The 13928-nt window shown below is 49.6% G+C and carries 7 protein-coding genes; 6 read left to right on the forward strand and 1 reads right to left on the reverse strand.

Features of this window, described 5'->3' with window-relative positions; all coding sequences use genetic code 11:
- Nucleotides 1-375: 375 nt before the first annotated feature.
- The 4 genes from CRO74_RS18120 (at nt 376) to CRO74_RS18135 (ending at nt 7590) form a co-directional block, all read left to right on the forward strand.
- The gene (locus tag CRO74_RS18120; RefSeq protein WP_097127641.1) at nt 376-3681 is read left to right on the forward strand and encodes a SusC/RagA family TonB-linked outer membrane protein; all 3306 of its coding nucleotides are present in this window, start codon (nt 376-378) and stop codon (nt 3679-3681) included.
- A 63-nt stretch (nt 3682-3744) separates the two neighbouring features.
- Nucleotides 3745-5472 (forward strand): SusD/RagB family nutrient-binding outer membrane lipoprotein, encoded by a 1728-nt coding sequence (locus CRO74_RS18125; protein ID WP_097127642.1) that lies wholly within the window; start codon nt 3745-3747, stop codon nt 5470-5472.
- Between the two features lie 70 nt (nt 5473-5542).
- Complete coding sequence (locus CRO74_RS18130; protein ID WP_097127644.1) at nt 5543-6235, forward strand: hypothetical protein; 693 nt, start codon at nt 5543-5545, stop codon at nt 6233-6235.
- Between the two features lie 71 nt (nt 6236-6306).
- Complete coding sequence (locus CRO74_RS18135; RefSeq protein ID WP_097127645.1) at nt 6307-7590, forward strand: c-type cytochrome; 1284 nt, start codon at nt 6307-6309, stop codon at nt 7588-7590.
- Between the two features lie 8 nt (nt 7591-7598).
- Here the strand turns inward: CRO74_RS18135 and CRO74_RS18140 are convergent, their stop codons facing one another.
- Nucleotides 7599-8225, reverse strand: a complete 627-nt coding sequence (locus CRO74_RS18140; protein ID WP_097127647.1) for a redoxin domain-containing protein — start codon at nt 8223-8225, stop codon at nt 7599-7601.
- A 537-nt stretch (nt 8226-8762) separates the two neighbouring features.
- Here CRO74_RS18140 and CRO74_RS18145 point away from each other — a divergent pair.
- Nucleotides 8763-11954, forward strand: coding sequence for a SusC/RagA family TonB-linked outer membrane protein (locus CRO74_RS18145; protein WP_097127648.1), 3192 nt, complete (start codon nt 8763-8765; stop codon nt 11952-11954).
- A 24-nt stretch (nt 11955-11978) separates the two neighbouring features.
- Nucleotides 11979-13607 carry a RagB/SusD family nutrient uptake outer membrane protein gene (locus CRO74_RS18150; RefSeq protein WP_097127650.1) on the forward strand — a complete coding sequence of 543 codons (1629 nt, stop codon included), beginning with the start codon at nt 11979-11981 and terminating at the stop codon, nt 13605-13607.
- The last annotated feature ends 321 nt before the right edge of the window (nt 13608-13928 follow it).

The raw sequence follows: 13928 nt of genomic DNA on the forward strand, positions 1-13928 counted from the left end.
ATAGTACAGAGAGATTAAAAATGCCAAACTACCCAGTTTGGCATTTTTTGTTTGAAGTGTTTGAGGAAAAAATATAAAGTTCTGATGATTGATCTGCAGGCACTCCTAATAATTGGGGTTTACAAATCAGTCTAGGTGCTATTGTCAAGGGCTACTATTCTATTTGTTTAAGTATAAATACGACATTTTAACATCGTTTTAACACTGTAATAGGTGCTTGATCAGGCTAATGATCAAAATAATATTTTGTACACGAAATAGTTAATGTTCTTAATGATAGGCCATGACTCTCTGAGGGAAAATTTTGATAACTGTGATGCTTAGTATACTTTTGTTGAAAGTACTCATTTCTTAACTTACTAAACAGCTGTATTTATGAGGAAAATTTTACTAATGAGCTTACTCCTGGTATGCTCATTTTGGCTTCCGGCATGGGCTCAGGAGCGAACAATTACAGGTAAGGTTACGGCCGCTGAAGATGGCACTCCTTTACCTGGTGTATCCGTTGTATTGAAAGGTTTAGCCAGAGGTACGAATACCGATGCAAATGGCTCGTATTCATTAAATGCCCCCGCAAAAGGCGGAACACTCGTATTCAGCTTTGTTGGATCGGCTACGCAGGAAATAGAAATTGGTAACCGTTCCGTTATTGACGTTAAACTGGCTAACGACGCCAAGCAACTGGGCGAAGTTGTTGTAACGGCTTTGGGCCAGCAACGAGATAAGAAGGCTCTGGCCTATGCTGTCTCCAACGTAAAGGGAGATGTGCTCCAGCAACGCTCCGAGCCAGACCCACTGCGGGCACTGTCGGGTAAAGTGCCGGGGGTGAATATTACGGCCGGTAACGGAGCCCCGGGTGCGGGTACCCGCATTACCATCCGGGGTAACAACTCCTTTACAGGCAATAACCAGCCCCTGTTCGTTGTGGATGGTATCCCCTTCGATAACTCAGTAAACACGCCCCAAAATGGTAGCCAGGGGTACAATCAGAACACAGTGACCACAAACCGGGCTTATGACATCGATCCCAACAACATCGAAGCCATGACCGTGTTGAAAGGTGCTGCCGCATCGGCTCTGTACGGCTCACGGGCGGCCAACGGTGTAATCGTTATTACGACCAAATCGGGCAGCAAGTCGGCACGGAAAGGTCTTGAGATCAACTTCAACTCGTCGTACTCCGTCGAAAACGTATCGACGGTGCCGGATTATCAGGATACGTATACGCAGGGCTCTAACCAGACCTACAACGGTGGCTTTATTGGAAACTGGGGAACCGTTTTTCCATCTGAAGTTGACCGCATCAACGCAGGTTTGGGTTTTGAGCGCTATTCGAAAGTAGTTGATCCGGATTATCCAGCGGGAACCATTCCGCATCCACTGGTCGACGCAACGGTTCCTTACGGTGCTGCCCGTTTCCAAACGGCTTTCCCGGAATTGTTACAGGCAAATGGCCGGGGTATTGCTGTGCCACTTCAGCCTTACGATATCATTGGCGGTTTTTTTAAGACCGGTAAAGTAATGGAAAATGGTATCCAGATCAATTCGACCGGCGATAAAACGTCGCTGAACGCATCGGTCTCGAGAACCAAAAACGAGGGAATCATTCCGAACTCGTTTACCGACCGTACCACCCTGAGTTTTGGTGGTAACGCTACCCTTAGCAACACGATCAACGTAGCCGGTAGTGTAGCCTATACAAACACCAACCAGCAAAGCCCACAGTCGGGCGCCGGTTACTACGCTGACTATGGCGGGCTAGCATCTGCCGGTTCGATCTACAGCCGTTTATTCTATCTGCCCCGTAACTACGACCTGAACGGCTATCCGTTTGAAAACCCTGTAGACGGCTCGAACGTATTCTACCGGGCACTGGATAACCCACTCTGGACCGCGAAGTACAACCTCTATAACTCTGCTGTAAACCGGATTTACGGAAATATGACGTTGAGTTATGACATTACGCCCTGGCTGAACTTTACGGCTCGCGGTGGAATCAACACTTATTCCGAAACGCGTAAAAACGTGCTCCGCCCAGGTGGTTCCTTTGCTCCCCTCGGCTCGGTATCCCGGCAGGATTTGACGAAGACAGAAGTTGATTTCACCTTCCTGGCCACCGCACAGCACGATTTCTCGGAAAAAATAAATGCCAAACTGCTGGTTGGTTTCAACCCGAACCAGCGGACCTACACCGAATCGGCCATCGCTGGCGCACCCGTTATTGATCCGAACATTCTGACGATTGGGGGAACACTAAACCAGAATGCGGCCGATTATCGGAACCAGCGCCGGTTATACGGAATTTTCAGTGAGTTGACAGTAGGGTATGGCAACTTCCTGTTCCTGACGGCTTCGGTTCGAAATGACCAATCATCGACGCTGCCAGCCAGCAACAACAGCTACTACTACCCGGCTGTATCCGGTTCGTTTGTCTTCACCGATGTGCTGAACCTGCCAAAGAACATTATCAATTTGGGTAAACTACGGGCCAACTACGCCAAAGTGGGTAAGGATGCCGATCCCTATCAGGTATTTACGGCCTATAACCTCGGTCGTACGTTCTACAATGGTACCGCCATCTCAACGGCCACGCTGCCCAGCCAGCTTAACAACCTCAATCTGAAACCTGAGTTTACATCAGAGGTTGAGTTGGGGACTGAGTTGCAATTCTTCAACAATCGGATTGGTATTGACGCGGCTTACTTTGATCGTGTATCGACCGACCTGATCGTTACCCGGGAGTTACCCCGCACATCAGGCTTTGCGAATGAGATTACCAACGCCGGTAAAATCTCTAACAAAGGTTGGGAAGTGGGCCTGACGCTCGTTCCGCTACGGATGGCCAATGGTCTGACCTGGACGTCCTACTTTGCATACACTAGTATCAAGTCGAAAGTTGAAGATGCCGGTCCGGGTGGCGAAATCTTCATTGGTGGTACCGGCCTTACGTCGCTGGGAACCATTTTCCGCAATGGCCTGCCCTATGGACAGATCATCGGATCGAAGAATGCCCGGGATGAAAGCGGTAATCTGCTGATCAACCCGTCGACCGGACTTCCAATTCGGGCGGCTCAGTCAAGCATCATTGGCGACCCGAATACGAAATTCCAGGTAGGCTGGACCAACACGGTAAACTTCAAAAATTTCTCGCTGAGCGTACTGCTCGACTACAAAGCTGGTGGCAGTCTGTTCTCCAGCACGGCAGCGTCGTTGCTGTTGCGTGGCCAGCTCAAGAATTCTGAAGATCGTGAAGGTATGCGGGTAATTCCGGGTGTGCTGGGCGATCCGGCTACCTACAAGCCACTTGTAGGTGACAATGGTCAGCCGATAAAAAACACCATCGCCATGACTGCCTTCCAGTATCACTTTACGGATGGCTATGGTGCTTATGGTGCCGATGAAGTAAACATCTACGATGCCACGGTTGTGCGCCTGCGGGAAATTTCTTTGGGCTATAGCGTACCCAAAGATTTCCTGAAGCGGTACGCAAAAGTACTTGGCAGCCTGCGTCTGTCGGTATCGGGTCGTAACCTGTGGTTCTATGCACCCAACATGCTGAAAGGGCTGAACTTCGACCCTGAAGTACTGTCAAACTTCGCCGATTCGAACATCCAGGGCTTTGACCTGGGCGCTTCGCCATCGACACGTCGTTTCGGTATCAACCTCAATGCTTCATTCTAACTACGATCAGGAAGATCTGCCTGACAGATCTTCCTCATTAAAAATTCTAACTAAGCAGTTACGATGATCAAAAATAAAAACATTGTCAGGACACTGGCACTGGCTGGATTTATAAGCATAGTCAGCTCGTGTAATTATACCGATCTGGATATCAATACAGATCCGAACAAACCAGCAAGCGGTTCTTTGGGTCTTCTGTTACCTGTAGCGGAAAATGCGGCCCGTGATGCATTCACGAGTATCAATAGCAGTGCTATGGGCTTTGCCGGGCTCTGGAATTCCAACGATTCCTATAACCTGAGCAATACAAGTTTCCAGGGAACCTGGAATGATGCTTACCGAAACATGCAGAGCATAGAAGAAATGCTGCGGGCTACGGAAGATGGTAAGAATCCTCGCTACCGGGGAATCGCCCTGGTGCTCAAGGCATATTCGATGGGCAACTATGTAGATATGTTTGGCGATATGCCGTATACAGAAGCCTGGAAAGGAAATACGGCTCAACCAAATACATCGCCTGTATTCGATAAGGATGCTGCCATTTACGAGGATCTGCTCAAACTGTGCGATCAGGCTATTGTCGAACTGGCTAAAGCTCAGCCTGTTGCCGTTATCAATGACTACATGGGTGGAGGTAACGCCACTACCTGGACTCGGATTGCCAGAACGGTGAAGCTGCGCCTGTTGCTTACCTCGCGCAAAGGCCGTACCAATGGCAATGCTGAATTGAAGGCGGCTTTCGATGCGGGCGGGTTTATCTCAACCCCTGCTCAGAACTGGTCTTACCTGTATTCCAAGCAGATTTCGCCGGAGCGCAACACGCACCCCTGGTTTATTACCTATACCGGTACATCGGACCCAACCTACATCAACCACCAGTTGATGGGCGAAATGATGCTGAACAAAGATCCGCGTCTGCCTTTTTACTTCTACCGGCAAACGTCACGGATTCTTGACCAGAATAACCCAACCGACCGGGGTACTACGCCTTTTGGCGGATCGTATCTGCCGCTTCGGGCTTCGTTCCTGGACGAATACAAAAAAGCATTCGGTATTACCGGTGCTATACCGGCTACTGATCTGGCTTACATTGCCGGTTTCTTCGGACGTGACCGCGCCGATGTATCGGGTGCGGCTGCCGATGGACCACTACGTACGGCTCCCGGTACCTATCCAGCGGGTGGTGTTTATTCGGACCGGACTGTGGCCGCTGTAGCCCTCACGGGTCAGGCAGCACTCAACTTCGGTGGTGACGGTATGTGGCCGCTGATCCACAGCTGGAACACGAAGTATTATCAGGTCGAAGCGATTCTGGACGGAACCGGTGTAACAGGCGACCCCAAGGCTCTTTTTGAAGCAGCCATGCGTGAGCAAATTGCCGTGGTTGTAGCCCAGGGCCTTAAATCAGATCCTACCCGGGCAAAAGCACCTGCGCAGACTGAAATCGACGCCTATGTGAAAGCATGGCTGGACCTGTACGATGCGGCTACGTCCAATCAGTCTAGACTGAACGTAGTAGCCAAGCAAATCTGGTTCTGTTCATGGGGACAAGGCATGGATATGTGGAACCTGCAACGCCGGACCGGGTACCCTATTCAAAGTCAGTTCAAACAGTTCTCGATCGGTATACAAGCTCCGATTTCAAAGCCACCACGCCAGTATGCGCTTCGGTTGCCCTATCCGCAGTCTGAAGGTGCCCTGAATCCGAATGCAACTAAGTACGTTGCCGATGTGATTTTTGACCGGGATCCGATTTTCTGGGACAAAGTAAAAGTTAAGTGGGAGTACTAGGAAAATCATAGCTGCAGACTGCGCACTTCTAAACGTGTGCAGTCTGTGGGTAAACCAGATAATGACAGAGATGAAACAACTCTTTTTATATTCATTAACGGCAGCAGTTATGTTGCTGGTGGGTTGCCAGGACGAGTCACTCAACCCAAACAAGCCATGGGAGCCAGCGGTGCACGCCCTGGGGGTTTTTGACGGAGTAGCCGAAACCGGTAAAGCCAACTTTGCTACCAATGCAAAAAACTTTCCGCTCACGGGACAGGATGCCGCAAAGATTGACTTCAAAATCCGGTGGGTGTCGCTCGATAACAAATTGGCAGTTAGTAAAATAGTTGTCAAGGTAGACATGGTTGAGTCGTATACCGATCCCGACGGTAACCCAAAGACGGTATCGCTGGGCAACGGAGGGAAGGTGGTGAAAACGATTGAAGCACCGGCGGCCAACCGCCAGTGGAATGCGTTTAGCCTTTCTCCTGCTGAAATCTACGCGCTTTACAAGGATGCCACGGTTAAATACGATAAGGTAAACGCGGTAAAGGTGTTTGAGAATCCGGCCCGTCCCCGGCCTGCTGGCGCTCGTCTACAAGGTGCACAGGTAGTAGGCGGTAAAACGGTTGCCAATGCCGATGCGTTTGTGGTGAGCTGGGAGTTAACGACAACGGATGGCCTGGTATTTAAAGTCTGGAACGAAGAGAGCATCTGCCTCGATCCAACGCCCGTATCGCAGGCTAACTCCAATTGCCGCCTGAACTTCACCGTTCGGTAATCGCGGTAACAATTCATTGACTAGCAGCAGCGGGGTAACCCGTTGCTGCTATTTTTGTATATTCGACTACCATGAAGAAAGGGCTACTTGAATTCGTATTGCTTTGGTTACTAACGGCTCCTGAGATGGTGGCCCAAATACCGACCTACACGACCGATATTCAGCCTATTCTTGCCCAACACTGCGCTCCCTGTCACCATCCCGGCGGGCTGGGACCGTTTAGCCTGCTGACCTACGAAGACGTAGTCAAACGGGGTAAGTTCGTCGCGAAAGTTACCCAGATTCGTTACATGCCGCCTTTCCCGGCCGATCGCGAGTTTCAACATTACGCTAACGAACGAGGCCTTTCAGAAACCGAAATCAGTACAATTCAGGCCTGGGTGCGGGGAGGAATGGTGCGGGGGGTACAGGGCATGGGGCAAAGGGCAGGGGGTAGAGGACAGGGGGTAGAAGGAAGCTCGACAGATAACGAACCCTCTGCCCTTACCCCTTTGCCCCCTGCCCGTACACCGGATCTTGTTTTGCGTATGAAACCCTATGGGATCAGGGGCGACGCACGGGAGGACTTTCGGTATTTCCACGTACCTATGGGGTTAACGCAGGACATCTGGGTCGAAGCCATCGAGTTTGTGCCCGGCAACCGAAAGCTGCTCCACCATAGCCGATTGATGATCGATTCTACGGGTACTATGGCCGGTATTGACGGCATTACGGAAGAAGACCCTCGCTTGCGCGACTTTCAGAAAACACCACTTGCCGACGAGTTCCTCTATGGATGGGTGCCGGGGAATGACCGGGTAACATTTCCAGACGGAGCTGCCAAGCGAATTCGGGCGGGTAGTGACCTGATTCTTAATATTCATTATTCACCGTCGGCAAAAGCCGATCAGGACCAGTCGGAAGTACGGCTGTATTTTGCCAGAAAACCGGTGGAGCGAGTCGTGAAAACGCTTACGCTCACGGAAAACAATGTGACAAATCAGCCGTTTCAACTGCCTGCCAATGCCAAACCAACGTTCTACATGAACTACGGCCCACTACCTGACACCGTCCGGCTGCTATCTGTTTTGCCGCATATGCATCGATTGGGCAAGTCGGTGCGGGCGTTTGCTATAACACCCGATGGCAATGTGATCAATCTGATAAAAATCGATGCCTGGGATTATAACTGGCAATTATCTTATTTCTTTAAGGAGCCGCTTGTGCTGCCCAAAGGGGCCACCATCATTGCTGAAGCTAGTTACGATAACACAGACCAGAATCCCCTCAATCCAAACCGCCCCGCCCGAACCGTGGGCTACGGCTGGAACTCGACGGATGAAATGATGAATCTGGTGTTCTACTACATAAAATAGGCAACTTTTTAATTTAATAAACAACCTACGGCCTCTGTTCGGGCAGTGACAACTACCTGATTGGCCAGCAACGCATTCAGCGCCTGCTGGAGGTAAGCATTCGTCACCTCAGGGCGGGGCTTACCCAATGAAATATACCAATCGTCAATAGCACCCTGGTATCGTACGGTACCATTTGCCTGCATAACCACTACTTCGGGTGTGGTACGGACCCGAAACTGCCGGGCCAGCCGGGCTCCAACATCTGGCCGACCCGCAAAGGGAAGACCATACTCAGAACGGAATTGCCTGATCCGTTGGGGTGAATCGCCAGCCAGCGGAAACATCGCTATAAATCGAACCCCCGATGGATTGAACCGCTGGTACAATTTGTCCAGTGTCCGAATATACTGCTGGCTAATGGGGCACTCAGTGCTAAGAAAGGTGTAAACTGTTAGTCGTGGTGGAACGGGCTTTGACTGGGTAAACAGCAGAAGTACCAAGCCTAACCCGGTCAGGCCTTTAAAATAGACAGTGATCTTTTTGAATGATTTCCGTTCAACTATTCTAGGTTGAGGAGTCTGGTTATTCCAATAACTGCGAAATGACTTTACAGACCTCGTGAAGTAGTTTAAACTGCCCATAGCTGGTTTCATTATCTACAATTTCAAGGCAATATACACTAACAAATGAGTTAGTTGTGACTTCGACATGAGCGTTGTTGCTCACTTGGTTAGTGCTATCTGTTTGATAAATCCTCTCTGTATTTAACAGACCTCCTACTTTGGCTAAAAGTACAATTCCAAGAATATAGTTATGCACATATAAGTAAGACGTGTGGTTAAAAGGAGATTAAAATTTTGTACTATACCGTGAGGTCAGGTAATTAAGGATTTCGTTTTTCAGGCAAAATTTAGTACTATAAAAGGTAATCGTTATAATTTTTACTTATGTTAGTGTTCTATGTGGTTATTACTCATATACACAATGTTTTGATTTTAGGTAAATGTCGGCAATTGGTGCAACCGTAATAGGCTTAAATTTTGGCCGCAAACAAAATAAAATTTTACAAAAGCTACTATTAGGCATAGTATAAATTAAATTTGATCATCTGTTGATAATTTTTTATTGAATTTTTTTGATATTAGTTTTGTGGTTGGGTATCATTATTTAACCTAACAAGCAACAACTAAATGAGTAGAATTCTAATATTGAGTTTCCTGTTGGTAAGCTCGATCTGGTCTACAGCGTGGGCTCAGGAACGGAGAGTAGTCGGCAAGGTTACGTCGGCAGAGGATGGATCCGCTTTACCCGGTGTTTCTGTGGTAATAAAAGGATCAACGAAAGGTACGACCACAGATGCCAGTGGTATTTATGACCTTACAGTGCCCGGAGGAAAAGGGATAATTCTGGTATATAGCTTTGTGGGAGTGACAACACAGGAAGTTAAGCTCGGCAGTGAATCGCAGGTGAATGTGAGCCTGGTGTCCGATTCTCGTCAGCTATCAGAAGTAGTGGTAACCGGTGTTGGTATAGCTACCTCAAAAACCAAGCTGGGTATTGCCGTTGAGTCCGTATCGGCAAAAGACCTTCCGGCTGCGCCAACGGCTTCGATTGACCAGGCACTGGTTGGTAAAATTGCCGGTGCGCAGATTGTGAGCGCCAATGGTACACCCGGTTCGAAAGCAAACATTCTGTTGCGGGGTATCAATACGATTAACCGGGGTACATCGCCAATCGTGTTGATGGATGGTGTGCAGGTTGGTTCTACAGACATTAACAGCCTCGATCTTTCTACCATTGAACGGGTTGAAGTCATCCAGGGTGCGGCTGCCGGTACGCTCTACGGGGCACAGGGTGCGAATGGCGTTATCCAACTGTTCAGCAAACGGGGTAAGGATGGTCCGGCCCAGATTAGTTTCTCAAACAGCTATGCCAGCAACTCGTATATTAACAAGGGTGGGGTTGCGCAAGCCGATAAGCACGCATTTGTAACGGATGCCAGCAACAATGTAATTGGTGTGTCGGGTAAGTCCCTCGCCTTCGATCAGGCAACCAGCACCTGGAGCGAAAACGTTCAGTACAATGCTTTGGACGTGAACAGCCAGGCCAGCAAGCCTTACGATCAGAACCTGAAGTTCTACGATTATTACAAGATGTTTTTCCGGCCTTCAGAAACGATCAACAATTCGTTGAACATCTCAGGCGGAAGCGGTAAGGCCGATTACAGCATCACCGCTTCGAACAGCTACCAGTCGACCATCCTGAAAAACAATGGTGCCTTTAACCGGAGCAACCTGGTCAGCAACATTGGGATGACTCTGGCCAAGAATTTAACCCTACGCAGCGTATCTCAGTTGGTGTATACCAAAAATACGATCAATACCAACGACCGGGCCGTTTGGTACGATATTAACAACACCCGTCCATTCAATAATTACGATTATACTGATCCCGATGGAAACTATGCCGCTTATTTTGGTAGTGCTTCAGGCGTAAACGGGTATAATCCAAACTATCGTCTACAATACCGTAACCACGTTGACAACAAGGTAGACGTTATTCAGAGCGTTGAACTGGACTATAAACCCATCAAATACCTGGACTTGAACGCCCGGTATGGCTTGAACTATACGCAGGAAGGTGAACGGTATACGTACGGTAATCAGACGTTGAACCGGAACATCGTTGCCAATGGAGCCGGTTATGCTACCACGCTGAACGCCAGCGATGCCAAAGGGGAGATTTCGACCTACGATTACAAAACGGTATTCCAGAATTTCCTGGCCAGCGCGTTCATCAAAACTGATTTTCAGGAAGATTTCAAGTTGAACATTCCCATCCGGACCTCAACCCAAATTTCGTTCGACTATCGGAAAAACAATTACAAGGAATTTGATACCTACGCGCTTGGCGTACCTACCTACAATCCATATACAGCCGCTCAAGCCAGTACCTACCGGGTATCGCTTGACAACAGTACGCCGTTCGTAACGTACGGGTACCTGATCAATCAGCACATCGAATACGGCGAACTGCTGGGCGTTACCGCCGGTTTCCGTTCGGATTATTCGTCGGCATTCGGCCGGGGGTCAACGCCGTTCACCTTCCCACACGCTGATGGGTATGTCCGTCCATCGTCGCTTACGTTCTGGCAGAACAGCGCCCTGGGAACGTATGTGCCTGAATTCAAATTGCGGGCAGCTTACGGTCAGGCGGGTATTCAACCCCGCCCATTCGACCGGTACGTAACGCTGGGTACACGCACATTTGGAGCTAACAATGTGTTTTATAACACCGTAACCCAAAGTAATCCGGATTTGGGTGTGGAGGTTTCGAAAGAGCTTGAACTCGGAACGGACTTCACGGTTAAAGGCAGTAACGGCGATTGGCTCCGTAAGCTCAACTTCTCGTTCAGCTACTGGGATCGCTCTACCGACAACGCTATCTATAACGTAAACTCGGCTCCGTCTACAGGTATCGGTACAGTTAAAGATAATGCGTTCTCACTGTCGTCGAAAGGAACGCAGTTTTCCTTAAATGCAACGGTTTACCGGGGTCGCAGCTTTACCTGGAATTTTACAACGAACTTCGGACACCAGAGCTCGCAGATCGACGCGGTAAAAGGAAATCAGCAGATTGTTGTAACGTCCAGCGCCGGTAGCACCAACTACGTGCTGAAGGCCGGTCAGAAAATTGGTCAGCTGTTTGGCTTCCTGGCTATTCACAGCCTTGATCAGGTGTTGCCCGATGGCAACCCTGCCATTGCTGAAAGTGCTAAAGGAAACTACGAAGTGGCCAGCAACGGCTATGTGGTTAATAAAACGACCAAGCAGCCCCTGTTTAGCTCGGCTCAGTACAGCTTTGGCGACCCGAACCCTACGTTTGTATCGTCGTTCATCAATGATATTTCGTTCCGCGACATCGTAACGCTGAACTTCCAGTTCGACTGGACGCAGGGCAGCCACATTTACAACCAGACGAAAGAATGGATGTACCGCGATGGTATCCACAAGGATTACACCAACCCCATCACGATCAACGGTCAGACGGGTGCCTGGACGGCCTTCTACCGGGGTGTTTATCAGGCGGGTGCCAACAACGGAACGAAGGATTATTTCTACGAAGATGCCTCGTTTGTACGGCTTCGGAACATTGCACTGGGTGTCGAATTGACGAAGCTCATTAAGTTGCCGATGCGCCGGTTGCAGGTTGTCTTCAGCGGTCGTAACGTGCTTACGTTCACGAAGTACACGGGCTTCGACCCTGAGGTAAGCTCCGGGCAGACAACGGGTAACGAAAGTTCGGCATGGGATCGGGGTACGGACCATAACACGACGCCAAACAACCGTTCGTATCAGGTTTCTCTCAATTTTGGCTTCTAATTTTTTATCAGCACGAACAACTTCATGAAACGATATATAAAAACAACAGTCCTGTCTCTGGCACTGGTTAGCCTGCTTGGCGCCTGCAAGGAGCAACTGGATGTCAAAAATCCTAACCAGCCTACTCCCGCCAGTGCCTCGACCGAAACGGGCGTTATTGCCCTGGCGCAGGGAAGTGTGTACATCAACGGATTCAGAGACGGCATCAAATACAGCGACGGTATTCCAGGGTATTTCTGGACCGGTGCCGTTGGATTCCACGAACTGATGGGCGATGTAGTGGGTGAAGAAGCGGCTAACGTATATGGCAACCAGATCGGTATGCCCGATGTCGTAATCCTCGACGACGGTACCAGGGTGGCCAACCCCAGTTCCATCAATACCCAGATCGCGTTGTTGCGGACCGTGAACACAAACGCCAACGCCGGTGCAAACCCATTGTTTTACGAATGGGGGTACATGTACAACCTGAACAACGCCATGAACAACGTGATTGACATTGTCAATTCAACTACGTTTTCGGGTACGTCGGCAGCTGCGAAAAAGAACACCGTTCTGGCCTGGGCGTACTGGTGGAAAGGATATGCCTATTCGCGTATTGGGTCCATTTATTACGCTGGACTGATCAATGATAAAACGGGTGCCACGAATGCCAACTATGTGACCAAGGAAAAAATTATTGACGAAGCCAACAAAAACCTTGACCAGGCTGCTACGTTACTGACCGCCCTGGGAACTGATGCTGCCTATACGGCAACGATCACCGCGCTGGTTCCGCAGTTCAACCAGGTGGGAAAAGGTGTTCCGCCAACAACGGATATGTGGAAACGGAGCATCAACACGCTCAAAGCCCGTAACATCCTGGTAAATACGACAGCGGCTGCCATGACGGCCGCCCAGTGGGGTCAGATTCTGACGTTGACCAACGATGGCGTAAAATCAACCGATAACGTCTTTACCGGCCGATCGACCGACAACGCCGATTTCATTTCCAGCGTCAATGGCAGCATGGCCGCCAAATCGACGGGTACGCCGGGCACGGTTACCTACAAAATCAGCGAGCGCCTGATTCAGGATTTCCCGGTCGGCGACAAGCGGTTAACCAATAACTTTACCCAACTGGCTGCTCCGGCCTTGTTCAACTCCGACCGGGGTAACTCGTTCAACACACGCTGGCAGTTGGTGAGTGGTGGTAAAGGGCAGGCTGGTGTCGTTGTCCTGAGCAACCTTGCCGTTGGCGCTTATGAACTGTATCTGGCGGGTACCTACGAAGAAAACGAACTGATGAAAGCCGAAGCGAAACTCTACACGGGCGATATTGCCGGTGCATCGGCTTCGATTGATGCGGTTCGTTCGTTTCAGGGAGCCGGTCTGGCTCCGTTGAGCGGACTAACACTCGCAGCGGCCAAAGAAGAACTTCGCAAAGAGCGTCGGGTAGCCCTGGTTTTCCGTGGATTATCGTTCTACGATGCCCGCCGTTGGGAAGTGATTTCGAAAGGCCGTACCGGTGCCGTTGTCGTTGACAAGGCCGGTAAAGTGAATACCAACGCAACCATTACCTATAACTTCCTCGATTACTGGGATGTACCCGATAACGAGTTAGTCTATAACCCGGCGGCTGCGGGCAGTGCACCGATAAAAAATCCGAAGTAGTTAACTTCCTTCCGTCATAGCGAGAGGCTCCCCGGTTCACCGGGGAGCCTCTCGTCGTATAGGGATGGCGCGCCATTTAAAAAATATTGTCACACCGTATATATAATGCATCAAGTCAAGCGTTTTTCACGTACCGAGGAGTAAATGATTTGCTGAAAGGCAATTAACGCAACACGATATTTTTCCTCGCCACACGATTAGCCTGTTTGTTAAAAGGCGTCTGTTCTTACTGGTTTAAAACTATTGAGTTCATGGAATAAAAATGTATTTTCATGTAAAAAATAGTAGCTTGCCAGTGGTTTCTGCTATCATTTTCGGTGT

It is taken from the genome of Spirosoma fluviale (assembly GCF_900230225.1).
Lineage (GTDB): Bacteria > Bacteroidota > Bacteroidia > Cytophagales > Spirosomataceae > Spirosoma > Spirosoma fluviale.

What these genes read in the sequence shown, in the direction of transcription:
- CRO74_RS18135 (WP_097127645.1), top strand. Translation starts at nt 6,307, where the DNA reads ATGAAGAAAGGGCTACTTGAATTCGTATTGCTTTGGTTACTAACGGCT.
- CRO74_RS18145 (WP_097127648.1), top strand. Translation starts at nt 8,763, where the DNA reads ATGAGTAGAATTCTAATATTGAGTTTCCTGTTGGTAAGCTCGATCTGG.
- CRO74_RS18130 (WP_097127644.1), top strand. Translation starts at nt 5,543, where the DNA reads ATGAAACAACTCTTTTTATATTCATTAACGGCAGCAGTTATGTTGCTG.
- CRO74_RS18120 (WP_097127641.1), top strand. Translation starts at nt 376, where the DNA reads ATGAGGAAAATTTTACTAATGAGCTTACTCCTGGTATGCTCATTTTGG.
- CRO74_RS18150 (WP_097127650.1), top strand. Translation starts at nt 11,979, where the DNA reads ATGAAACGATATATAAAAACAACAGTCCTGTCTCTGGCACTGGTTAGC.
- CRO74_RS18125 (WP_097127642.1), top strand. Translation starts at nt 3,745, where the DNA reads ATGATCAAAAATAAAAACATTGTCAGGACACTGGCACTGGCTGGATTT.
- CRO74_RS18140 (WP_097127647.1), bottom strand. Translation starts at nt 8,225, where the DNA reads ATGAAACCAGCTATGGGCAGTTTAAACTACTTCACGAGGTCTGTAAAG.